The organism is Sorangium sp. So ce119, from assembly GCF_051524405.1.
GTDB lineage: Bacteria > Myxococcota_A > Polyangia > Polyangiales > Polyangiaceae > Sorangium > Sorangium cellulosum_G.
Genome location: NZ_CP150310.1, coordinates 1,141,259 through 1,164,184 on the forward strand (window position 1 = coordinate 1,141,259; position 22,926 = coordinate 1,164,184).

Annotated in this window: 22 protein-coding genes; 17 read left to right on the forward strand and 5 right to left on the reverse strand. The window is 71.4% G+C overall.

Features of this window, described 5'->3' with window-relative positions:
- The first annotated feature begins 50 nt into the window (after positions 1-50).
- The 6 genes from WME76_RS04515 (at position 51) to WME76_RS04540 (ending at position 6,946) form a co-directional block, all read left to right on the forward strand.
- A complete protein-coding gene (locus tag WME76_RS04515; RefSeq protein ID WP_433934702.1) occupies positions 51-587 on the forward strand; it encodes a hypothetical protein in 537 nt (178 codons plus the stop codon).
- Between the two features lie 294 nt (positions 588-881).
- A complete protein-coding gene (locus tag WME76_RS04520) occupies positions 882-1,358 on the forward strand; it encodes a hypothetical protein (RefSeq protein WP_437958976.1) in 477 nt (158 codons plus the stop codon).
- A 263-nt stretch (positions 1,359-1,621) separates the two neighbouring features.
- Positions 1,622-2,765, forward strand: a protein-coding gene (prfB, locus tag WME76_RS04525) for a peptide chain release factor 2 (RefSeq protein ID WP_437958977.1) whose coding sequence is annotated in 2 segments (ribosomal slippage) — positions 1,622-1,690 and positions 1,692-2,765 — 1,143 coding nt in all. Because the reading frame shifts where the segments join, the coding sequence is not laid out codon by codon here.
- Between the two features lie 44 nt (positions 2,766-2,809).
- Complete coding sequence (lysS, locus tag WME76_RS04530) at positions 2,810-4,492, forward strand: lysine--tRNA ligase (protein ID WP_437962073.1); 1,683 nt, start codon at positions 2,810-2,812, stop codon at positions 4,490-4,492.
- Positions 4,476-6,203 (forward strand): FtsX-like permease family protein, encoded by a 1,728-nt coding sequence (locus WME76_RS04535; RefSeq protein ID WP_437958978.1) that lies wholly within the window; start codon positions 4,476-4,478, stop codon positions 6,201-6,203. The genes lysS and WME76_RS04535 overlap by 17 nt, the downstream gene beginning before the upstream one ends.
- 8 nt (positions 6,204-6,211) lie before the next feature.
- Complete coding sequence (locus WME76_RS04540; protein WP_437958979.1) at positions 6,212-6,946, forward strand: ABC transporter ATP-binding protein; 735 nt, start codon at positions 6,212-6,214, stop codon at positions 6,944-6,946.
- On the opposite strand, the gene WME76_RS04545 is transcribed toward WME76_RS04540, so the two are convergent.
- The 3 genes from WME76_RS04545 to WME76_RS04555 form a co-directional block, all read right to left on the reverse strand.
- Positions 6,935-9,022: an FAD-dependent oxidoreductase gene (locus WME76_RS04545; protein ID WP_437958980.1), complete on the reverse strand. Its 2,088-nt coding sequence runs from the start codon at positions 9,020-9,022 to the stop codon at positions 6,935-6,937. The two genes, WME76_RS04540 and WME76_RS04545, sit on opposite strands and share 12 nt — an antisense overlap.
- A gap of 125 nt (positions 9,023-9,147) precedes the next feature.
- Positions 9,148-10,191, reverse strand: a complete 1,044-nt coding sequence (locus WME76_RS04550; protein WP_437958981.1) for an arginine N-succinyltransferase — start codon at positions 10,189-10,191, stop codon at positions 9,148-9,150.
- Positions 10,192-10,335: 144 nt separating this feature from the next.
- Positions 10,336-11,112 carry a shikimate dehydrogenase gene (locus WME76_RS04555; RefSeq protein ID WP_437958982.1) on the reverse strand — a complete coding sequence of 259 codons (777 nt, stop codon included), beginning with the start codon at positions 11,110-11,112 and terminating at the stop codon, positions 10,336-10,338.
- Positions 11,113-11,228: 116 nt separating this feature from the next.
- Between WME76_RS04555 and lepB the strand changes: the two genes are divergently transcribed.
- Positions 11,229-11,963 carry a signal peptidase I gene (lepB, locus tag WME76_RS04560; RefSeq protein WP_437958983.1) on the forward strand — a complete coding sequence of 245 codons (735 nt, stop codon included), beginning with the start codon at positions 11,229-11,231 and terminating at the stop codon, positions 11,961-11,963.
- 24 nt (positions 11,964-11,987) lie between these two features.
- Here lepB and ftsH read toward each other — a convergent pair whose 3' ends face one another.
- Positions 11,988-13,808 (reverse strand): ATP-dependent zinc metalloprotease FtsH, encoded by a 1,821-nt coding sequence (ftsH, locus tag WME76_RS04565; protein WP_437958984.1) that lies wholly within the window; start codon positions 13,806-13,808, stop codon positions 11,988-11,990.
- Positions 13,809-14,056: 248 nt separating this feature from the next.
- Between ftsH and WME76_RS04570 the strand changes: the two genes are divergently transcribed.
- The 3 genes from WME76_RS04570 (at position 14,057) to WME76_RS04580 (ending at position 15,557) form a co-directional block, all read left to right on the forward strand.
- Positions 14,057-14,551, forward strand: coding sequence for a hypothetical protein (locus WME76_RS04570; protein ID WP_437958985.1), 495 nt, complete (start codon positions 14,057-14,059; stop codon positions 14,549-14,551).
- An 84-nt stretch (positions 14,552-14,635) separates the two neighbouring features.
- Positions 14,636-14,887, forward strand: a complete 252-nt coding sequence (locus WME76_RS04575) for a hypothetical protein (RefSeq protein ID WP_061614075.1) — start codon at positions 14,636-14,638, stop codon at positions 14,885-14,887.
- 1 nt (position 14,888) lies between these two features.
- Complete coding sequence (locus tag WME76_RS04580) at positions 14,889-15,557, forward strand: sigma-70 family RNA polymerase sigma factor (RefSeq protein WP_437958986.1); 669 nt, start codon at positions 14,889-14,891, stop codon at positions 15,555-15,557.
- Positions 15,558-15,606: 49 nt separating this feature from the next.
- Here the strand turns inward: WME76_RS04580 and WME76_RS04585 are convergent, their stop codons facing one another.
- A complete protein-coding gene (locus tag WME76_RS04585) occupies positions 15,607-16,029 on the reverse strand; it encodes a hypothetical protein (RefSeq protein ID WP_437958987.1) in 423 nt (140 codons plus the stop codon).
- A 152-nt stretch (positions 16,030-16,181) separates the two neighbouring features.
- On the opposite strand from WME76_RS04585, the gene WME76_RS04590 reads away from it, so the two are divergent.
- The 7 genes from WME76_RS04590 (at position 16,182) to tgt (ending at position 22,675) form a co-directional block, all read left to right on the forward strand.
- Positions 16,182-16,946: an SDR family oxidoreductase gene (locus tag WME76_RS04590; protein WP_437958988.1), complete on the forward strand. Its 765-nt coding sequence runs from the start codon at positions 16,182-16,184 to the stop codon at positions 16,944-16,946.
- Positions 16,947-17,137: 191 nt separating this feature from the next.
- The gene (locus WME76_RS04595) at positions 17,138-17,353 is read left to right on the forward strand and encodes a (2Fe-2S)-binding protein (protein WP_437958989.1); all 216 of its coding nucleotides are present in this window, start codon (positions 17,138-17,140) and stop codon (positions 17,351-17,353) included.
- 192 nt (positions 17,354-17,545) lie between these two features.
- On the forward strand, positions 17,546-18,016 hold the full coding sequence (gene bfr, locus WME76_RS04600) for a bacterioferritin (protein ID WP_437958990.1): 471 nt from the start codon (positions 17,546-17,548) through the stop codon (positions 18,014-18,016).
- 208 nt (positions 18,017-18,224) lie between these two features.
- Positions 18,225-19,580: a sigma-54-dependent transcriptional regulator gene (locus WME76_RS04605; RefSeq protein ID WP_434046283.1), complete on the forward strand. Its 1,356-nt coding sequence runs from the start codon at positions 18,225-18,227 to the stop codon at positions 19,578-19,580.
- A gap of 438 nt (positions 19,581-20,018) precedes the next feature.
- Positions 20,019-20,426, forward strand: coding sequence for a response regulator (locus WME76_RS04610; RefSeq protein ID WP_437958991.1), 408 nt, complete (start codon positions 20,019-20,021; stop codon positions 20,424-20,426).
- Positions 20,427-20,435: 9 nt separating this feature from the next.
- The gene (queA, locus tag WME76_RS04615; RefSeq protein ID WP_437958992.1) at positions 20,436-21,557 is read left to right on the forward strand and encodes a tRNA preQ1(34) S-adenosylmethionine ribosyltransferase-isomerase QueA; all 1,122 of its coding nucleotides are present in this window, start codon (positions 20,436-20,438) and stop codon (positions 21,555-21,557) included.
- Positions 21,554-22,675 (forward strand): tRNA guanosine(34) transglycosylase Tgt, encoded by a 1,122-nt coding sequence (gene tgt, locus WME76_RS04620; RefSeq protein WP_437958993.1) that lies wholly within the window; start codon positions 21,554-21,556, stop codon positions 22,673-22,675. Before queA ends, tgt begins: the two co-directional genes overlap by 4 nt.
- Positions 22,676-22,926: the final 251 nt, after the last annotated feature.

The following is a 22,926-nucleotide window of genomic DNA, read 5'->3' on the forward strand; positions in this document are numbered from 1 at the left end:
GCCGGCCCTCATGGCTCGACGCCGGGCCATGCGCGTGCCAATCGAGGCGGGTGAGCTCTCCTCCAGCGAGCGCAGCGAGCGACGCCCCCGAGGCGCAGCCGAGCGGCTCGGACCTCTGCACCGCGTGCGGCCTGTGCTGCACGGGGCTGCTCTTCGACATCGCGCCGCTCGAGGAGCACGAGCTTCCGCTCGCCGAGAAGCTGCGCCTGCCGCTCGCGTGCAACCAGTACCACGACGCCTTCAGGCTGCCGTGCCCTTGCCATCTCGACCGCAAGTGCACCGTCTACGAGACGCGCTTCTCGGTGTGCAGCAGCTATGAGTGCGGCCTGCTCCGGCGCTGCAAGGCGGGCGAGGTGCCGCTCGGCGAGGCGCTGTCCCGCGTCGAGCGCGTGGTCCGCCTCGCGGACGCCGTGCGCCAGCGCGTGCCCACGCTGGAGCCTCCCCGTCCGCTCTGGGACGAGGCCCGCGAGCACCTCCGCCGGCGTGACGCCGAGGACGCGTCGCCGGCATGGCGGAGCGAGCGGGCCTCGCTCGTCGCCGCGCTCGATGAGCTCAGGGGCGCGTGCAGGGAAGGGCTCGATCCGTAGATACCCGGGGGCCCCGGGAGGCCGCCGAAACAAGGAGGCTGGAGATCGGGAGCGGTGTTTCCTGTCTCCTCGCGATGGGATCGATTCACGGATCTCATCAGCGCTCTTCGCGGAGATCTCCCATCGCCCCTCTCCCGTGCGAACCGGTAGATCCTGCACGACGAGGCGGTGCACGGAACTCCTGTGCTTCGTCCGGGGCAAGCGTGATCCGTCCTCGATCTGGCGCCTCGCGCCTCGCATCGACAGGCTCCTCCCGGCCTCCCGGCGGCTGGCTACGCGCCGTATAGTTGGCTGATGGAACCGAAGATCCGCCGGATGACCAACAAGTATTCTGCCGTGGCCGCGGTGACGAGCTTCATCACGCAGCCCATTCCCGGCGCAGATGAGCTGATCGTGGTTCCCATTCATTACCACTTTGCCGTATCGCTGACGCGGCACCGGGGCGTGCCGCTCCTCGCCGCCCCGTGGCTCCAGGTCAGCAAGATCATCTGGGGCGGAGCGGCCGTGCGGCTCTTCGCCAACTTCACGCTCGGCCTCGTCCCGGTCGCCGGTCTCTTCTCCAATGCGATCACGGCCGTCGCCCTGACCGAGCTCCTGGCCCGCTACCTCGACGGCGCGCTGAGCACCCCTGCGTCACCGCCCGCGGTCTCCGTGAGGACCATCAGGGACGCCGTCGAAGGGCCGCTCCGGCGTGGAGAGCTCCGCGGAGTCTGGTCCGGGATCCGTCGTGTTCTCCGGAGAACAGCCCCTGTGTCAGCTCCTGCGGGTTGAGGGGCCCTGTCCCGCTGATGGGCAGCGCGGAGCTCGCGCCGCCTCGCCGCGTCCAGCGGTGACGGGACCAGGGCCCAGGGAATCGGCGGCGCCGGGTCATGCGCGCCACACCGCTGCGCGCGGGGAGCGCTCGACGCGGGCCGGGCACGTCGCGCGCCGCGTCGCAGGGCGCCGCCGGCGCCGCGGCGGGGCCCCCGCCGTCCCCGTGAGCGCGCGGCTGTCTCTCCTGGCGATCGCCGCCCGGATCGAATAGATCCCCGGCCATGCTCTCCGAGACCCGCGAGAAAGTCCTGGACATCAAACGGCGCTTTGAGGCGCTAAGGGGGCATCTTTGACGTCCCTAAGCTCGAACGGATGCTTCAGGACCTGACCCAGACGACGCTGTCGCCGGGGTTCTGGAACGATCAGGAAAAAGCCCAAGTCGTCCTCCGCAAGCGCGCCCAGGTCGAGGCGAAGCTCGAGATGGCGCAGAAGCTCGGTCGCGAGATCGAGGATCTCGCGGAGTACCTCGAGCTCGGCGCCGCCGAGGGTGACGAGGGCGTCATCGCCGACGCCGACGCGCAGGCCGATGCCATCGCCGCGCGCCTTCGCAAGGCCGAGCTCGATCGCATGCTGTCCGGCCCCGCCGACCGCGGCAACGCCATCGTCAGCATCCACCCGGGCGCCGGCGGCACCGACGCGAAGGACTGGGCGTCGATGCTCCTCCGCATGTACCTGCGCTTCTGCGAGCGCCGGGGCTACAAGACGGAGATCATCGACTACCAGGACGGCGACGAGGCCGGCATCGACGCCGTCACCTTCACGGTGAGCGGCGACGCCGCCTACGGCTATCTCCGCTCCGAGGCCGGCGTCCACCGCCTCGTCCGGATGAGCCCGTTCAACGCCGATCATACGCGTCAGACAGCGTTCGCCGCCGTCGAGGTCACCCCGGACAGCGACGACGAGATCAACATCCAGGTGAACGAGAAGGACATCGAGATCACGACGATGCGCGCCGGCGGCAAGGGCGGGCAGAACGTGAACAAGGTCGAGACAGCCGTTCGCCTGCGGCACATCCCGACCGGCCTCAACATCGTGTGCCGCGCCGAGCGCAGCCAGCACCAGAACCGCGCGATGGCGATGAAGGTCCTCAAGGCGAAGCTCTACGAGATGGAGCTCCAGAAGCGGGAGGCCGAGGTCCAGGCCTACAACGCCTCGAAGAGCGCCATCAACTTCGGCAGCCAGATCAGGAACTACGTCCTCGCGCCCTACCGGCTCGTCAAGGACGTCCGCACCTCCACCGACGCCACCGACGTGGACGCCGTCCTCGACGGCGATCTCGATCGATTCATCGAGGCCTACTTGCTCGCCGCGGCGGGCGGCTCGCTCCGGAAGGGCGGCGCCGTCGCGGAGGACGACGCTCCGTGAGCCAGCAAAAAGACAAGCCGAACGACAGGAAGACCGAGCGGCTCATGAAGGAGGCCGCCGAGGCCGCGCGCGCGGAGGAGACGCTGATCGCCACCCGCAAGGCGAAGGCGGCGCGCCTCCGCGCCCGCGGCGAGAACCCGTTCGCCAACGACGTCACCGCGGGCGAGCCGCTCACCGAGCTCGCGGCCGTCCGCGCCCGCTTCGACGGCGCGCGCGCCGCGGCCGAGCCCAGGCCGGAGGGCGCGGCGCCGGAGCGGACAGCCGCGCCGACGGCGGACCGCTACGATCCGGCGCGCGTCGAGCCGATCCCGTTCCGCGTCGCGGGCCGGGTCCTCTTCGTGCGCTCGTTCGGAGGCGTCACCTTCGTCCGGCTGCGCGACCGCACCGGCGAGCTCCAGCTCTACTGCGAGCAGGGGAGCCTCGCCGACTTCGAGCGGCTCGAGGACGTGGATCTCGGCGACTTCGTCGAGGCCCACGGCGTCGCGATGGCGACGCAGAAGGGCGAGCTCTCGATCCGCGCCGAGCGCCTCCGGCTGCTCACGAAGGCCTACCGCCCGCTGCCGACCAAGACGAGCTTCAAGGACGTCGAGTCGCGCTACCGCATGCGGTACGTCGATCTCGTGGCCAACCCGCACGTCGCGGGGGTCTTCCGCGCCCGCACCGCGATCGTCGCCGCGCTCCGCGAGTTCCTCGACGCGCGCGGCTTCCTCGAGGTCGAGACCCCGACGATGCACACGCTCGTCGGCGGCGCGACAGCGAAGCCGTTCAAGACCCACCACAACGCGCTCGATCTCGAGCTCTTCATGCGCATCGCGCCCGAGCTCTTCCTGAAGCGGCTCGTGGTCGGCGGCTTCGAGCGCGTGTACGAGATCGCGCGCTGTTACCGGAACGAGGGGCTGTCGACGCGGCACAACCCCGAGTTCACGATGATCGAGTATTACCAGGCGTACGCGACGTACGAGACCTTGATGGACGCGACCGAGGCGATGCTCCGCCACGTCGACGCCCGCCTCGCCGAGCGGCTCCCGGCCGAGCACGCGGCCTGGGCCGCGCAGCGCCCGTTCTCGCTCGAGCGCTTCGCGCGCGTCCCCATGGCCGAGGGGATCGCCAGCGCCCTCGCGAAGTCGGGCCTCCCGGCGGACGTCCCGCAGCGCGTCGCCGCGGACGACGCTCCGATCAAGGAGTGGGCGAAGGCCGCGAAGGCGAGCGGGCGCGAGATCGACTGGGCGAACTTCCGCGCGGGCGCGAAGAAGTGCGAGTCGCCCGGCGAGCTCGTCTTCTGCGCCTACGAGTACGTGGTCGAGCCGTTCCTGACGAGGGACTACCGCACCGAGTCGGGCGACAGGAGCGTCCCCGTCTTCATCATCGACTATCCCTTCGAGGTCTCCCCGCTCGCCCGCAAGAAGGACAGCGACCCTGCGCTGGTCGATCGCTTCGAGCTTTTCATCGACGGGCGCGAGCTCTGCAACGCCTTCAGCGAGCTCAATGATCCCGAGGACCAGGACGAGCGCTTCCGCGCGCAGGTCGCCAAGAAGTCGCGGGGCGAGGAGGAGACGATGGATTACGACGCCGACTACGTCCGCGCCCTGGAGCACGGCCTCCCGCCGACGGCGGGCTTCGGCATGGGGATCGATCGCCTGACGATGCTCCTCACCGGCGCGACGTCCATCCGTGACGTCATCCTGTTCCCCCTCCTGAGGCCTGAAGCGAGTGCCGCTGATACCTAAGCCCGTCTACATCGCCTTCCTCGTCGCGGTGGCCGTGGTGAGCGTGCTGCTCGTCATCCGCGGCGTCCGCCGCATGAAGACGAGCCTGCCGCGCGCGCTGTTCTGGTGGTTCGGCGGCCTGCTGGGCGTCTCGTTCGGCGTCCTCTCGACGATGGCGGCCCGCCTCCCGGTGACCCGCGGCTCCACGCCGTTCGTCCTCCGGAACGAGCTCGTCCGCTTCGGCGCGCTCGGCACCGGGGTCATCTTCCTGCTCATCTCGCTCGCGGCGCTGCTCCCGGTCATCCTCGACGCCCTGGAGCGGCGGAGCTTCGTCTCCTACGTGGGCGCGCGCCACGTCCGCGCCACGAAGAGCGGCTTCCTCACGGTCATCTCGGTGCTCTCGATGGCCGGCGTGGCGGTGAGCTCGTGCGCGCTCTGCTCGGTGACGAGCATCATGGGCGGCTTCGGCGCCGACCTGAAGCGCAAGATCCTGGGGAACAACGCGCACATCGTCATCGACGCGACCCGCCCCGGCGGGTTCGGCGACTGGGAGGACACGCTCACGGGGGTCCGCGTCGCGCTCGCCTCGCGCGGCGGCGCCGCGACGCCCGTCGTCGCGGGCGAGGCGATGGGCTCCAGCGCCTCGAACACGGCCGGCTCGCTCGTGCGCGGCATCGATCCCGACTCGATCAGCCAGGTCATCGATCTCGTCAACAACATCGAGGTCGGCAAGTTCGAGTACCTGCGCAATCCCGAGAAGCTGACGAGCTTGCCCCCCGAGGAGATCATCGGCCGGGGGCCCGGCGGGGAGCCGTACTTCAAGGGGCCCGATTTCCGCCAGCCGACGGACGTCGACCCGTCCGTGCGCGAGTACCTCAAGCAGCAGACCCGCGTGTACCCGGGCGTCATCATCGGCCGCGAGCTCGCGAAGTCGCTCCACGTGCTCGTAGGGGACGAGATCACGCTCCTCTCGCCCATGGGCGAGCTCGGCCCCACCGGCGTGATGCCGCGCTCCCGCAGGTTCCGCGTGGCGGCGATCTTCTACAGCGGCATGTACGAGTACGACGTCACGCACGCCTACGTGCTGATGGACGAGGCGCAGAGGTTCTTCAGCCTCGAGGGCAAGATCACGCACATCGACATCCGGGTCCCGGATCCCGAGCGGGTGCAGGAGGTGCGCCCGGCCGTCGAGGCCGCTGTCGCCGCGAGCGCGCCGGCGGCGGACGAGGTGCCCGACGGCGGCAAGCCGCCCCCGGTGCTCCGCGTCCGCGACTGGATGGAGATGAACAGGAACCTCTTCAGCGCGCTCAAGCTCGAGAAGATCGCGACGTTCATCATCCTGTCCATCGCCATCGCCGTCGCGAGCTTCTGCATCGTCTGCACGCTGCTCCTCATGGTGACGGAGAAGGGCAAGGAGATCGCGATCCTGAAGGCGCTCGGGGCCTCCGACAACGCCGTGATGCGCGTGTTCATGCTCGAGGGCATCATCATCGGCGCCATCGGCACGGTCTTCGGCGTCGGCACCGCGCTCGCGTGCTGCACGGGCCTGTCCTGGTTCGGCGTCCGGCTCGATCCGGACGTGTATTACATCGACCGGCTGCCCGTGAACGTGAACGGCTCCGACTATGCGATGGTCGCGGTGGCGGCGCTGATCATCTGCACCATCGCCACCCTCTACCCGGCCCGCGCCGCCTCGAAGCTCTCCCCGGTCGACGGGCTTCGTTACGAGTAATCAATCCCATGTCCACTCCGCTCGTCGTCGTCGAAGATCTCCGCAAGACGTTCGTCCACATGGGGCGCGAGCTCCACGTGCTCTGCGGCATCGACATCGTCATCAACCAGGGCGAGGTCGTGGCGTTCGTGGGCCCCTCCGGCGCCGGCAAGAGCACGTTCCTCCACTGCATCGGCACGCTGGACCTCCCGACGAGCGGCCGCATCCGCCTCGGCAACGACGAGCTCACCGGCCTCCCGAGCTCGCGCCTCGCGGCGATCCGGAACCGGACGATCGGCTTCGTCTTCCAGTTCCACCACCTGCTCCCCGAGTTCAACGCGGTCGAGAACGTGATGATGCCGGGCCTCATCCAGGGGAAGACCCGCCGCGACATGGAGCCGCTCGCGCGCTCGCTCCTCGCCGAGGTCGGGCTCGCCGAGCGCGCCACGCACCGCCCTGGGGAGCTCTCCGGCGGCGAGCAGCAGCGGGTCGCCCTGGCGCGGGCGCTCGTCCTGTCGCCGAAGCTCCTCCTCGCCGACGAGCCGACGGGGAACCTCGACACCGCGACGAGCGACTCGATCCACCAGCTCTTCTTCGAGATGAACCGCAAGCACGGCACCACGATCGTCGTGGTGACGCACAACCTCAGCTTCGCCGAGTCGATGCCGCGCGTGGTGACCATGCGCGACGGCGCCGTCGAGAGCGACCGCATCGGCAACGAGCGCGCCGCGGCCATCGGCTACCGCGCCGGCTCAGCCGGATAGCCGCTCGCTCAGGAGCTCGGCCGCGCGCAGCGACATCGCCATGATGGTCATCTGCGGGTTCACGCCGAGCGACGAGGGGATCGCGCTCCCGTCGCACACGTAGAGCCCGGCGACGTCGTGCGCCTGGTGGTCCGGCCCGAGGCACGACGAGCGCGGATCCACCCCGATCCGGCACGTCCCGAGCGGGTGGAACGCCGCGATGTCGAGGTCCCCCGCCTTGATCGGCTGCGCCCTCAGCCGCTCCAGGTCACCCGGGCCGTTCACCTCGTCGCAGCCGGCGACGAGCGGCAGGACCCGCCGCGCCCCCGCGGCCAGGAACACCTCACAGAGCAGCTCGATCCCGCGCTGCATCCTCGCGACGTCCTCCTGGTTCATCGTGTAGAGCACGAGCGGCGTGCCCCCGATCCCGGGCCTCACCTCTCCGCGGCTCGTGTCCTTGATCATGAACCCGAACGTCGCGAGGTGCGGATACTGCTCCATCAGCTCGGTGTAGCGGTGCCCCGTCCACGGCACGGCGAGCGCGGCGACGTCGAACGGGAGCGAGCCTCCCTCGAACATCAGCCCTTCGTCGGCGAAGTGATCGATCTGGTAGCCCTGCGGGATGCCCTGCCACTGGTCGATCCGCTCGTCGAAGAGCGCCATCACCTTCGAGGCCGGGTGGATCGACAGGTTCTTCCCGAGCATCCCGCTCGACAGGCACGCGCCGCTCCGGCGCAGGAGCAGCGGCGTCATGAGCGCGCCCCCCGCCACGACGACGGCCTCCGCCCTGACCACGAGCCGCGGCCGCCGCCGTCCCGGCCTGGCCCGCCCGCCGCCGCTCCCGGCCCGCGTGTCGCCGCCGAGGACCGCCGTCGCCCCCCGCGCCCGCCCGGCCACGATGTCGATCGTCCTGACGCGCGCCGCCGTGATCAGCTGCGCCCCGCGCTTCAGCGCCTCGGGCACGTAGCTCACGTCGGTCGAGCGCTTCGCCCCGGTGGGGCAGCCGAAGCAGCAGATCCCCTGGCCGTCGCAGTCCGGCGCGTTCCGCTGGAGCGGCCCGTGCCGCAGGCCGAGCCGCTCCGCGCCGCGCCGGACGATCGGCCCGATCGCCCCGAGGTGCAGCGGGTCGGCCGGGGCGACCTGGAGCATGCGCTCGACGCGCTCGTAGTACGGCGCGAGCCCACCGGACGAGAACTCCGCGGGCATCCCCATCCCGTCTCGCCACGACGCGAAGGTGGTCTCCGGAGCCCGGTAGCACGTGCCGGAGTTGATCACCGTGCTCCCGCCGACGGCCCGCCCCGCGAACACCGGGATGCTCACGTTGCCGACCGCCATGTCGAGCCCGTGATCGCGGTACATGTCCCGGTACGCGCGCGCGGGCCGTCCGGTGAAGCTCGCCCGCCGGTGGTAGTCGCCCTCCTCGAGCATGAGCACCGCGTGCCCCCGCGACGCGAGCTCGTAGGCGGCGGCCGCCCCGCCGGCCCCGGTGCCGATCACGAGCACCTCGCACTCGAGCTCCAGGTCCTCCTCGACCTCGCGGCCGTTCGTCACCTGCGCCAGCCAGCGGGGCTCCTCGTTGCGCACCGTGGGCAGCTCGTAGCGGCAGCCGACGTGCTGGAACATCTCGGGCCGGTCGTAGTGGAGGAACCGGAGCGGCGTGAGCACCGCGCGGAGCAGCGAGCGCAGGGCCCGCGCGCGGCTCAGCTCGAAGCCGCGGAGCACCTCCATCCGCTCCTCCAGCGGCAGCGCCGACAGCGGCCTGAGCCGCGTCGGCACCGGGGCGAGCTCCATGGCCCACAGCGCCGCGCGCAGCCCCTGCGCGAGGTGCGGCGGGATCGACCCGAGCCAGCCCGCGAGGCGGCTGGCGGTGGCCGCGCCCGCGCCCTCGAGGAAGCGCCCGGGCGGCATGGCCGCCTCGGCGAGCGCGGCGGCGATGCGCCTCTCCCGCTCCGAGAGCCCTGGCTCCGCGCCCGCGCCGCCCGCTGCCACCGGCGCGCCCTCGTCGCCGCGCTCGTCGTGCTTCGCCGCCCCGGCCCGGAGCTCCCTTCGCTCCAGCGCGGGCAAGCGCCTGAAATCGAGGTCCAGTCCCAGGGCCATCGCCGTTCGAACCTCCTTCGAGACTTCTGTTAATTCTGTAGCAACAGAATCGTTACAATGCAAGGCGGCCTGAGCCACTGGCGCCGCGCGTTCCGGACGAAGCGCGCGGGCGTCCCCGGCCGTGGTCACGGCATGGGCAGGACCCAGATCGAAGCGAGGGGTTGCAGGTCGAGGTGCTGCCAGGCGTCCTCGGCGATCGCCAGGCCGCGCGCGCCCTCATCGCGGAAGGTCGCGGTGACCGCGCGGAAATAGGGGGCGTCGGGGCGCTCGAGCGCGACGATGCCCTTCGGGTCCGACGGGCCCGGCGCGAACGGGCGTCCCGCCTTCGCCCGGCGCGTGTCGCTCACGAGCGAGATCTCGTCCATGCGGGCGGTGAAGTGCGGCCCGCCGTCGAACGGATCGACCCGGTGGGCATAGCGGAAGCCGATGCGGCGCAGGAGCTTCTCGACCCCTCGAGTCTGCGCGCCCACCTTCCCGATCACGCGCTGCGCGTCCTCGGGCAGCAGCGAGGCGTAGAGGGTCCCCTCCGGGAAGAGCCCCTTGATGAACTCCTTGTTCTTCTTCGAGAGCAGGTCTGCGTCGGCATAGCTCATGTCGGTGAACTTGCGTCCGAGCGCCTCCCAGAGGTGGCTTGTCCCGTCCGGCTCGAGCGGGGGCATCAGCTCTGCGAGGATCTCTTCCTGGAAGAGCTCCGGACGCGCGGCCATGTAGAGGAAGCGAACATAGGAGATCATCGTGCCGAGCCGCTCCGGCCCCTGCCGGTAGCCCGGCATCAGCACGAGTCCGCCGATCTCCGTGGGGCCGTTGTAGGAGTAGCCGATGCGCAGCACGGTGTGATGGAAGTGCTTGTCGATCGTGCCCGAGTACTTCTCCTCGTCGAGCACGTCGAAGAAGATGTAAGGGACGCCGCGCCGCCCGAGCTGCGCGATGATCATCGACGTCCCGACGATCGTCCCCTTGCCCCCCTTCGTCAGGTCGACGAGCACGAAGACGTATTGGCGCAGGCGCGGGTCCTGGATCGCCCCGCTGAAGCTCTTGTAGCTCTCGGCGACGATCTCGTGGATTGCGTCACGGTTGTTCGGCAGGTTGACCGAGTTCAGGTGGCGCGCGACATCGAGGAGCTGCTCCTCGTCGCCGGTCACGGCTGCGCGAATTTCGAACGAGATCATCGGCAGAAGCCTACGCGTGGCGCACGCGGTTGGCCATTACCCGGGGCGGCGCGCGGGGCGCGCGCGGCGTACAACAGAGGTCGCCTCGCGCTCGCCGGCCGCGGAGCTGCCTCGGACAGCGCGTCGCGGCCGCAGGCGCGTGAATCAGCCGAGCTGAGCGCGCAGCGCCTCGTCCATGGCGTCGAGCGGCGGCTCCCGCCCCGTGTACAGCCGGAACTGCTCCGCCGCCTGGTGGAGGAGCATCCTCCCGCCGTGAACCGCGGTCGCGCCGCGCCGCCGCGCCGCCTCCACGAGCTCCGTGATCATCGGCTTGTACACGATGTCCATGACCAGCAGATCCTCCCGCAGCGCCTCCTCCGGGACAGGGCTCCGCGGGTCGACCTCGGCCATGCCGCGCGAGGTGGCGTTGACGAGGATGCCGTGCTCGGGCGAGAGCGCCGCGCCGTCGAGGGGCGCCGCCGTCCCGCCGACCGCCGCGGCGAGCTGCCGCGCCTTCTCGACGTCGCGGTTCGCGATCGTGACCGCCGCGCCGCGCTCCGCGAGCCCGAACGCGACCGCGCGCGCCGCGCCGCCGGCCCCGAGGAGCAGCACCCGCGCGCCCTCGAGCTGCGTCACCTCCTCGAGCGCCCGCACCGCGCCGATCCAGTCGGTGTTGTAGCCCCGGAGCCGCCCCTCGTCGTTCACGATGGTGTTCACCGCGCCGATCCGCGCGGCCACGGGGTCGATCTCGTCAAGGAGCGGAATTACCGCCTGCTTGTAGGGCATCGACACACCGAGGCCGCGGATTCCGAGCGCCCGCATCCCGCGCGTCGCGCCTTCAACATCGGTCACCGCAAAAGGGATATAGGTAAAATCGAGCCCCAGCGCGCGGTAGCCGGCGAGGTGCATCGCGGCCCCTGTCGATACCGGATGACGCGACATTGATCCGCAGAGTGTGAGGCGGCCCAGAGCCTGGGAGAATGGTGCAGTCGATGAAGTACAGCGGTGCATGCGGCGAAGCTGGCCTGTCTCGAGCGCGGATGCTAGCCCCGCCGGAGATGAGCGAGCCCGGCTCCCCCCGGCCCGCGGCGGAGGTCGCGACAGCGTGCCTCCAGCCCGACAAGGCCGATCTGTTCATTCCTCGATCCGATCGCGCGTTCACCCGGCGCGCCTACCAGACGGTCGCGCCGCTCGCGCGCAGCCTCCTCAAGGTCGTCGCGGCGCTCGTGATCCTCACGATGGGCCGCTCGACGCTCGCGGACCAGTACCACGTGCCCACCGGCTCGATGTGGCCGACGATCGCGCCGGGCGACCGCATCCTGGTCGACAAGGTCGCCTACGGGCTCCGCGTCCCGCTCGTGGATGGCTACGTGCTTGAGCGCAGCGGGCCCCGCGCCGGCGACGTCGTGCTCTTCGCGGATCCGCGCGGCGGCTCCACCCTCCTCGTCAAGCGGGTGATCGCGCTCCCCGGCCAGACGGTGATGCTCCGGGCAGGCGTGCTGTACGTCGACGGCGCGGCGCAGCCGATCGAGCAGCTCGGGGACGGCACGCGGGTGGAGCACCTCGGCGGGGTCACGCACGCCGCGGGCGAGCCCGACTTCGCCGCGTTCGGCCCGGTCGTGGTGCCAGCGGACCACCTCTTCGTGATGGGCGACAACCGCGCCGCGTCGCTCGACAGCCGGGTGATGGGCGCGGTGCCGCGGGAGCTCCTCCGCGGCCGCGTGCTCCGGGTCGTCTACCACCACGACGCCGCGGGCTTCGATCTGTCCCGCGCCCTGCTGAGCGTCGACTGAGCGTCGACTGAGCGCCCGCCCGCGCTACGCACCGCCGTTCGCCATCATCGCCCTGAGCTCGTCGCCGCTCAGCGTCTCGACCTCGTGGAGCCGCGCGGCGATGCGCTCGAGCGTCGCGCGGTGCCCGTGGATCATCGCCCGCGCCCGCGCCTCCGCGTCCGCGAGGATGCGCGCGACCTCCGCGTCGACCTCGCGCGCGGTCGCGTCGCTGCACTCCCGCGCCCCCGCGCCGGGCGGCGCGCCGCGCGCCTCGTCGAGGAACGACAGCGGCCGGCGCGGGTCCAGCGCCGAGAGCCCCACCCCGCGGCCCATCCCGAGCTCGCGCACCATGCGCCGCGCGAGATCCATCGCGTTCATGAGGTCGTCCTGCGCGCCGGTCGACAGATCCCCGACGGCCTCTTCCTCGGCGACGCGCCCCCCGAGCAGCACCACCAGCCGGTCGAGGATCTCCTGCCGGCTCCACAGGTAGCGGTCCTCGCGCGGCTGCTGCATCGTGTACCCGAGCGCCCCCGGCCCGCGCGGCACCACGGACACCTTGCGCACCGGGTCCTGCGTCGGCAGCAGCGTGGCCGTCAGCGCGTGCCCCACCTCGTGGTAGGCGACCACCCGCTTCTCGCGCGCGCCGAGCCGCCTCCCGCGCCGCTCGAGCCCCGCGATCCCACGCTCGATCGCGGCCTCCAGGTCGCCCTGCGCCACCGCGCTCGCCCTGCGCCGCGCCGCGAGCAGCGCCGCCTCGTTGACGATGTTCGCGAGATCGGCGCCGACGAGCCCGGCGGTCTGCGCGGCCATGGCGTCCAGATCCACGCCCGGATCGAGGACCACCTTCCTCCCGTGCACCGCGAGGATCTCCCTCCGTTCGGTGAGATCGGGCCTGTCGATGTGCACCCGGCGGTCGAACCGCCCCGCCCTGAGCAGCGCCGGATCGAGGATCTCGGCGCGGTTCGTCGCGGCGATCACGACGATGGCGGCGCGCGCGTCGAACCCGTCCATCTCGGTCAGGAGCTGGTTGAGCGTCTGCTCGCGCTCGTCATTGCCGCCGACCGAGCCGCCCGGCCCCCGGGCCTTTCCGACCGCGTCGAGCTCGTCGATGAACACGATGCATGGCCCCCGCTCGCGCGCCTGGGCGAAGAGATCGCGGACGCGCGCGGCGCCGACGCCGACGAACATCTCCACGAACTCCGACCCGCACGCGCTGAAGAAGGGGACGCCCGCCTCTCCCGCGATCGCCCGCGCGAGCAGCGTCTTGCCGGTGCCGGGCAGGCCCACGAGGAGCACCCCCCTCGGCATCCGGCCGCCGAGCTTCTCGTAGCGCTCGGGCGCCTTGAGGAAGTCGACGACCTCGCCGAGCTCGGCCTTCGCCTCGGCGCTGCCGGCGACGTCGCGGAACGTCGCCGTCGACCCCCGCTCCTCGTGGAGCCGCGCCCTGTTCTTGCCGAACGTCGTCGCGGCGGTCGGGATGTTCCCCGCCGCGGTCGCCCGGCGGGACGCGAGGTGGATCAGCGCGATCAGGCCGGCGAGCGGCAGCACGAGCCAGAGGTGCGGCAAGAGCCCTCGTTCGTCCGCGACGCGCGTGTACGGGACGCGGCGCCGGTCGAGGTCGGCGAGCAGATCCTTCTCGGTCTGCTCGATGCGCCCCGTGCGGTAGCTCCGCTGCGCGTGCGTGCTCAGGCCGGGCACCGTTCGCCCGATGTACACGTCGCCCTCGATCTCGACCTCGGCGAGCTCTCCGCTCTCCGCGAGCGCGCGAAAGCGCGCGTACGGAATGCGCCTGTCGGCCGCGACCACCACCTGAAGCAGCAGCGCCGCGCCGAGCACCAGGACGAGAACAATCCAGAGCGACCGCATGTGCCCGCCTCCGCGTGGACAGGCGACCTCGCCGGCAAGCCGGGCCTGCCGCCTTCGTTCGCCCTGCACGGAGCCTGCCAAGGCGGTTCGTGCACCTCCGGGGCAACTCCGGAGCAGGGCGAGCAGGCGGCGGTACGCTCGTCTTCACAGCTTCACATTCACAGCTCCACAGCGCCGAGCGCGCCCGGCGCGGCATGGACGCCCGGCGCGAACCGATCAAGTCTCGGCGCATGGGGAGAGCTCTTGTCTTGATCACTGGTCCTGTATCGATGGTGCTGCTCGGGTGCGCGGGGGCTCCGCCGCCTCCGGCCGAGCAGCCCGAGCCCGCGCCGCAGGAGGAGCCCGCGCCGCCCGTGGAGCCCACGCCAGCGGCCGCCCTGAGCGACGAGGCGCCGGGAGCGGAGCCCGCCGCGGCGACGCCGGCGGCGCCGCGGCGCGACGACTCCGTGCCCGACGACTATGCGCTCATGCACGGCGATTGCGTGGAGCTCGGCAAGCAGCTCACGGTGCTCACGCGCACGGAGCAGGTCGCGGCGCTGAGCGCCAAGCTCACGGCGGAGCAGCGCGGCGAGACCGAGAAGAAGATCGACGCGGTCGCGGCCAAGCTCGGCGAGCAGTACTCGCAGATGTGCGAGCAGAACGTCGGCAAGCACGTCGATCCCAGGTCGCTCAAGTGCGCCTTCGACGCGCGGACCGTCAAGGCGTTCGAGGACTGCCTCAACGCGTCGCCGCCGGCCAGGTGAGTCCCCCGCGCCGGCGCGCGTCGAACGCGCGCCGGCTGCGCGCGAGATGACGGCGCGCCCGGTGCAGATATAATGGCCGCCAGCATGGACGCCTCGCTCCTCGATGACCCCTGGATCGCCGCTCAGGTCGACGCCGCCGTGGCGCCTTACGTGGGCCGCCTGCCGGCGCATGAGGTCGCGTGGATGCGCGAGCAGCTCGCGGAGGTCCTGGTGCACGACGAGGAGGCGAGCCGCCTGCTCCGGCGCGCGCATCCGCGCGAGGTCGACGAGAGCGGCGAGCGCGCCTTCGGGGTGCTCGGCGCCGCGGGCCGCGCCAGGGCGACGAAGGCGGGATAGCGTGCGCGCTCCGGAAGACCGGCTGGTCGCCGAGGGGATCCACCTCCTCGACCTTGTCGCGAAGCGCATCGCGCGCCGCCTGGGTCGCCGCATCCCGGTCGAGGACCTCGTCGCGCTCGGGCACCCGGCGCTGCTCGATGTGGCGCGGACGTACGACCCGAGCCGGTCCACGTTCGAGGCGTACGCCAAGCGGAAGATCCGGTGGGCGATCTTCGACGGCATCCGGCGGGAGACGCGCTGGCGCTCCGCGGCCGCGCGCGCGAGCGCGCTCGCCGCGTCGGCGCGGTTCGCGGAGGGGCGCGGCCCGGACGACGACGCCGACGTGCCCGCCACGCAGGAGGCCTACGCCGCGCGGCTCAGCGGCCTGCTGGCTGGGCACGCCGCCGCGATGGCGCTCGGCCTGGTCTCGGCCCACGGCGACGTCGCCGCCGTCCCCGACGCCGCGGACAGCCCCGAGGAGTGCGCCTCGCGCGCCCAGCTCGCGCAGGTCGTGCGCGACGCCGTCCGCGAGCTCCCCGAGCGCGAGCGCGCCCTCGTGGAGCGCCACTACTTCGACGGCGAGCGCTTCGACCAGATCGCGCAGGATCTCGGGATCAGCAAGAGCTGGGCGAGCCGGCTGCACAGCCAGGCCATCGAGCGCCTCGGCGAGCGGCTCCGCGCGGCGCGCTGATCGCGCCGCGGGCGCGCCGCCCGCGCCGACGTCCCACCCGCGATGACGGCTAGCGCTGCCGGCTCTGGTACGAGCGGATGTACGGGGCCCGCTCCTCGTCGCTGACCGGCTCGTTGCTGAGCACCCGGTGATCGCGCGGCATGAAGTTCACGAGCCGGACCGTCATGTGGTCCTTCGCGACGGTCATGTTCCCCTTGCGGCGGAGCTCCGCGGCTTCCTGGAAGGTCTGCACCTTGGGATCGTAGGCGATCATGTGCAGATCACGTCCGAACGGCGGGGGCAGGTCTTCCACCTCGACGATCTTGTAGAGGCGGATGCCTCCGCTCTTCTCGGCGGCCGCCACGACGGCGCCTATGACGAGATCCTTGCCCGTCGGGTCCGAGGTTTCGGGAACAGGGGGCGCGCGGTCGCAGGCCGGCGCGAGCGTCAGGGTGCCGGCGCACACGGCGGCGGCGAGCGCGATCGACCTCATGGGCGCTGAATAACATCGCTGCGACCCCGCGCAAGCGCCTCGCCGCGGCGGCGCGGATCTCCGCTCCGCAACGCCTCCCGCCGCCGCGCTGCCTCGTGGTAGACGGCGCCTCCGAGACAGCGGTCGGGAGCGATCCCTGGAGGAATGCGATCATGCGACTCGAGGACACGAAGTTTGTCGTCACAGGCGCCGCCCAGGGGCTGGGTCGCCACTATGCGCTGCGGCTCGCGGAGTTCGGGGGCCAGGTCGCCGCGGGCGACGTGAACGAGGAGGGGCTCGCCTCGCTGATCGAGGCGGCCCAGGGGCTCCCCGGGAAGATCCACGCCCGCCCGTTCAACGTGGCGGTGGAGGCGGAGGTCGAGGCGTTCGTCCGCTTCGCGTACGACGCGATGGGCGGCCTGAACGGCCTCGTGAACAACGCCGGCATCCTGCGGGACGGCCTGCTCGTCAAGAAGGACCGCCAGACGGGCGCGGTCGTCAAGCTGAGCGCCGCGCAGTGGCAGGCGGTCATCGACGTCAACCTGACGGGCGCCACGCTCATGGTCCGCGAGGTCGTCGCGAAGATGGTCGAGACCGAGCAGAAGGGCGTCATCGTCAACATCAGCTCCATCGCGCGCCACGGCAACCGCGGCCAGTCGAACTACACCGCCGCGAAGAGCGCCCTCGCGGCGAACACGAAGACCTGGGCGCTCGAGTTCGCGCCGTTCGGCATCCGCGTCGGCGCTGTCGCCCCCGGCATGATCGAGACGCCCATGACCCAGGGCATGCACCAGAAGGCCCGCGACGCCCTGGTCGCCATGATCCCCGTCGGCCGCATCGGCGTGCCCGAGGACATCTGGCAGGCGGTGCGCTTCGTGATCGAGTGCGAGTACTTCAACGGCCGCTGCATCGACGTCGACGGCGGCCTGACGATGTGACGCCGCCGGCGGCCCTGCCGCCCGCCCCTCTCCCCGGCGCTTCCCCAGCGCCGCCGACGCGCTCGATCCGAGCGTGCTCCTGACCGCGAGGCAGCCCGACGATCCGTCCGCAGGACGTTCGTGCTTGACGCGTCGATATTGAAAGCTATGTTCAATATCAACCGTGGCCGTCAACGTAGCCGGGGGTCTGCATGTACGTCTGCCTCTGTATGGGCGTCTGTGACCGAGAGATTCGCGAAGCGATGAACGAGGGGGCCTGCTCCGTTTCGGAGGTGATGGAATGCACGGGCGCCGGTACGCGGTGCGGCTCCTGCCGGCCGACGATCGCCAAGCTCGTCGGCGGCGATGGTGAGTCCGCTCCCACGCCGCGCCGCCTGACGATGGCGCCGGTCTCCAGCGCAGCCTGATTCTCCGGGGGTTACCCGGCGTCGCCCTGGTTTCCCGTGTGAGGCGACCGATGTCGCCGCGTGTTTCCTTCGAAATTTCTTGCGCACCTCCGTCGACCTTGCGCATTTGACCTGGGCGCTGGCGCTCCAGCCGGCGCGCCCTCGCCCCGAGAGGCGGGGCGAGCACGACAGGCACGAGCGCGAGAGGATCCGATGAAGGGTGCGAAAGATATCGTCGACGCGTTGAACGAGGTGCTCGCGGGGGAGCTCGTCGCGATCAACCAGTACTTCCTGCACGCGAAGATGTGCCAGCACTGGGGGTTCGTCACCCTCGCCGCGCACGGGCGGGCCGAGTCGATCGACGAGATGAAGCACGCCGACGCGATCATCGACCGCATCCTCTTCCTGGAGGGGCTGCCGAACCTCCAGCGCCTGGACACGCTTCGCATCGGGCAGAGCGTGCCGGAGCAGCTCAAGAGCGATCTCGAGCTCGAGTACCAGGCGGTCAAGCGGCTCAACACGGCGATCGCCCTCTGCCGCGACAAGGGCGATCGCACGACCGAGGAGCTCCTGGCCAAGATCCTCGAGTCCGAGGAGGAGCACATCGACTGGCTCGAGACGCAAATCGGGCTGATCGAGAAGCTTGGGGAGACGGCCTACCTGTCCCAGCAGATCCGCGAGTAGGGCAGGGTAGGGCTCGCCCCCGCTGCGCCGGCGCCCCGCGTGCCTCCTGGCGGCGGGGGCCGTGCTTGACGTACGATACGCTGGACGCATGTCCAAGACGCCGCGGACGACCGCGCTCGTGCGGTGTTGCGCCAGCTCGGCGCGCGTCGGTCGTGATCGTCGCGCCGCCCTCGTCCCACCAGGGGGATGAGGACGGCGGGGGAAATCCATGTCGAAGATTCTTGTCGTCGATGACCAGCGGAACATGCGGACCACGCTCGCGATGATGCTGCGTGGCGCCGGGTACGACGTCGATGAAGCGGCGGACGGCAGCCAGGGGGCCGACCTGGGCGCCAAGGGCGCGTACGACGCCGTGCTCACCGACCTCCGGATGGGCGGCTTCGACGGCATCGGCGTGCTGCGCGCGGTGAAGGAGTCGAACGCGAACACCGAGGTCATCGTGATGACCGCGTACGGCACCATCGAGAGCGCGGTCGAGGCGATGCGGCTCGGCGCCTTCGACTACATCCAGAAGCCGTTCTCGGAGCAGGAGCTCCTCGTGAAGGTGGAGCGCGCGATCCAGAACCGGAAGCTCACCGGCGAGGTGCAGCTGCTCGCCAGCGAGTTCAAGGAGCGCTACCGGTTCGAGAACATCGTGGGCCGCTCGCAGGCCGTCCGCGAGGTGCTGGGCCGGATCGTGAAGGTCGCCCCCACCGACGCGACGGTGCTCATCACGGGCGAGAGCGGCACCGGCAAGGAGCTGGTCGCCAAGGCCATCCACGCCAACAGCAAGCGCGCGGACCGCCCGTTCGTGCCGGTGAACTGCGCCGCCATCAGCGAGACGCTCCTCGAGAGCGAGCTGTTCGGCCACGCGCGCGGCTCGTTCACGGGCGCGGTCGCGGCGCGAAAGGGGCTGTTCGAGGAGGCCGACGGGGGCACGTTCTTCTTCGACGAGATCGCGGAGACCCCGCTCACCTTCCAGGCGAAGCTGCTCCGCGCGATCCAGGAGAACGAGATCCGCAGGGTGGGCGAGAACAAGCCGATCCAGGTCGACGTGCGCATCATCGCCGCGACGAACCAGGAGCTCCTGACCGCGGTCGCGGAGAAGCGGTTCCGCCAGGACCTCTACTACCGGCTGAACGTCGCGCGCTTCGTGCTCCCGCCGCTCCGCTCGCGGCGCGAGGACATCCCGATCCTGTGGGAGTTCTTCCTGGAGAAGTACAATCGCAAGATGAGCTGCCGCGCGCGCGCCGCCGACGGCGTCGTCGAGGCGCTGACGCAGTACGACTTCCCCGGCAACATCCGCGAGCTCGAGAACATGGTGGAGCAGGCGGTCGCCCTCTCGGGCGGTGGCGTCATCAGCGTCGACGACGTGCTCCCCGCCGCGGTGCAGCCGAAGCGTCCGCCCGAGGGCGGCGGCAGGCTGCTCGCCGACGTGGTCGACTGCGCCGAGCGCCAGGCGATCGAGGCCGCGCTGCGGGAGTGCGACGGCAGCCGCGAGCGCGCCGCCGAGGTGCTCGGCATCAGCGCGACCACGCTGTGGCGCAAGATGACCCGCCTGGCCATCACCTACCCGCCGGGCTGAGCCAGCTCTCTCCTGTGCCGGGCAGCGCGACGCGCTCCGCCGGGCAGCGGACCGCCCGTGCCGGGCAGCGCGACCGGCCTGTCAGGCAATCTCAGCAGCGCGTATCCGCGGGGTACAGCAGCGCGAACCAACCTGCTCAGCGCGCCGGTGCTCGCCGGCCGAGCTACCTGCTGCCCACCAGGCTCAGCAACTGCCCACCGACCCGGGTTCATCCGGCACATACGGCCGGACAGAGCAAACCACCTGACTCAGCAGCAATTCAGGGCAGCTAGCCCACGATGGATTGCATCCCTGCAATGTAGGAGCGTCGGGATTTGCCTTAGTGCAATGGGGCGGCTGATGTAGACTGTGTTCTTCCGTTTCACTCCGGCGTCGGAAACCGCAACTCGACGATTCGGTAACTTGGCCCGGCGATTGCTAAACCGGTAGGCGTAATGGATGGCGGCGACCGCCGCAGGAGGACGCTTAATGGCCCGCATGCTGATCGTGGACGGTGAGAATTCCCAGCGTCGCGCTCTTTCGGCCGGGCTGAGCGTCGAGGGGTTCGAGGTCGCGTTCGCGGCCTCGTTCCAGGATGCGCTGCGCATCCTCGGCTCGTCTTCGATCGACGTCGCGATGATCGACCTGATGATGCCGGACCTGAACGGCCTCGAGCTGGCCCGCCATATCCGGCAAGCCTTCCCGAGGGTGCGCGTCGTGCTTTCCAGCGCGTATCACCTCTCCGCGCGCCAGGTCGAGCGCGCCGACTGCGGCGCCGTGGCCTTCGTCCCCAAGCCTTACAAGGTGGGGGAGATCTGTCGTTTCCTCCGCGCCAAGACGAGCGTGCTCTCGCCCGCGTCGTGCTAGTAGCGCGGCGTGCGCTGCGAGCTGCTCGACTACGAACTCCCTGAAGCGCTCATCGCGTCGCGGCCCCCCGAGGAGCGGGACGGCGCGAGGCTCCTCCTGGTCGATCGCGGCCGCAGCGACCGCGAGATCGAGCACGCCGCGATCCGCGATCTCGACCGGTACGTCGAGCGCGGCGCGCTCGTGGTCGTCAACGACACGAGGGTCGTCCCCGCGCGCCTGTTCGGCAACAAGCGCGGCACGGGCGGGCAGGTGGAGCTCTTCCTGTTGCACCGGCTGGACGAGGCGCCGGCCGGCGGGGACGACCTCGCCGGCCCTCCGGAGGGCGCGGCGCGGCCCGAGCGCTGGCGGGCCATGGGCCGCGCGTCGAAGCCGATCCGCCCGGGCGCCGTGCTCGATCTCGAGCGCGACGGGGCGCTGGTGGCGGAGGTGCTGGAGCGCGCGGAGGACGGCGTGCTCACGGTGCAGCTCTCGTCGCCCGCAGGGCTGTCCGTCGCCGCTGCGATCGACGCGTACGGGCACATCCCGCTCCCTCCCTACCTGGGCCGCGGCGACGACGCGTCCGATCGCGAGCGGTACCAGACCATCTTCGCGCGCGTCCCGGGCGCCGTCGCCGCGCCCACCGCGGGCCTGCACCTCTCGCCCGCCCTCGTCGAGCGGCTCCGCGCGAACGGGGTCGAGATCGCGAGCGTCACGCTGCACGTCGGCCTCGGCACGTTCCAGCCGGTCACGGTCGACGACCTCGACGTGCACGCCATGCACGCCGAGGTCTACTCCGTCCCGGAAGCGACAGCCGCCGCGGTCGCGGGGGCGCGCGAGCGCGGCGCGCCGGTTGTCGCGATCGGCACGACCGTCGTGCGCGCGCTGGAGACGGCCGCGGATCCGGCGCGCGCCGGCCTCGTGCGGGCGCAGTCCGGGGAGACGCGCCTCCTCATCCAGCCCGGCTATCAGTTCCGCGTCATCGACGCGCTGCTGACGAACTTCCACCTGCCGCGATCGACGCTGCTCGCGCTGGTGTTCGCCTTCGCCGGCCGCGAGCGCACGCTGCGCGCCTACCGCGCGGCGATCGACGCCAGCTACCGCTTCTATTCCTACGGTGACGCCATGCTGATCCGCGGGGCGAGCGCGCCATGAGCCGCACGCCTGGCTTCTCGTTCACGGAGCTCGCGCGGGACGGTCATGCCCGCACGGGCGTGCTCTCCACGCCGCACGGCGAGGTTCCGACGCCGACGTTCATGCCGGTCGGCACCCAGGGCAGCGTGAAGACGCTGACCCCCGCCGAGGTGGCCGCGACCGGCGCGAGGATCGTCCTCGGCAACACGTACCACCTGTGGCTCCGCCCGGGGCCCGAGCTCGTCGCGCAGCTCGGCGGCCTGCACGCGTTCTCCCGGTGGCCGCACGCGATGCTCACCGACTCCGGGGGCTTCCAGGCCTTCTCGCTCGCCGAGCGGCGCACCCTCGTCGAGGACGGCTTCGTGTTCCGGTCGCACCTCGACGGCGCCCGCAAGGCGCTCACGCCCGAGGTCGCGATGGAGGTGCAGGGGCTGCTCGGGGCCGACATCGCGATGCAGCTCGACGTGTGCCCGCCCGGCGGCGCGCCGCTCCCCGAGGTCGAGGAGGCGTGCCGCCTGACGACGCGCTGGGGGCAGCGCTGCCTCGCCGCCAAGCGCCCCACGCAGGCGCTCTTCGGCATCGTGCAGGGCGGCACCTCGGTCGCCCTGCGCACGGCGCACGCGGAGGAGCTCGGCGCCCTTCCGTTCGACGGGCTCGCCCTGGGCGGCTTCTCCGTGGGCGAGCCGATCGCGATGATGCACGAGGTCGTCGCGCAGATCGCGCCGCGCCTCGACCCTGCGCGCCCGCGCTACCTCATGGGCGTGGGCACGCCGCTCGACCTCGTCCACGCGATCGGCGCCGGGGTCGACATGTTCGACTGCGTGCTCCCCACGCGGAACGCCCGCAACGGGCAGGCGCTCACGCAGCACGGCAAGATCGTCATCAAGCAGGCGCGCTACAAGGAAGACCCGTCGCCGCTCGACCCGACGTGCGCCTGCCCGACCTGCGCCGGGGGCTACAGCCGCGCGTACCTGAGGCACCTCTACATGGCGGGCGAGATCCTCGTGCTGCGCCTGCTCACCGAGCACAACCTGCACCTCTACGGCCGCCTCATGCGCGAGGCGCGCGCGGCCATCGCCGAGGGGCGGTATGCGGCGTTCGCCCGCGGGTGGCTCGGCGCGCCCGACGCGAGCGAGTGACCCTACATCGTCGCCATGGGCTCCTCCACGGCGCCCGGCGCAGGCGCCGTGGCACGCGCGCCGGCGAGCGCAACGTCCGCGCTGTCCCGAGGGTTCCGGGGTACGATGAGCGGATGGTGATATCTGGCCGTTCGCCTCGCGCCGCGCGCCGGCATCCGCGCGCCACCAGCGGTGCTTCGGGGGCGCTCGACCAGGCCGTGGGCTCGAGCCGCCGGTCCAGGAGCCCGAGCCGGTGGTGCCAGCCGAACGGC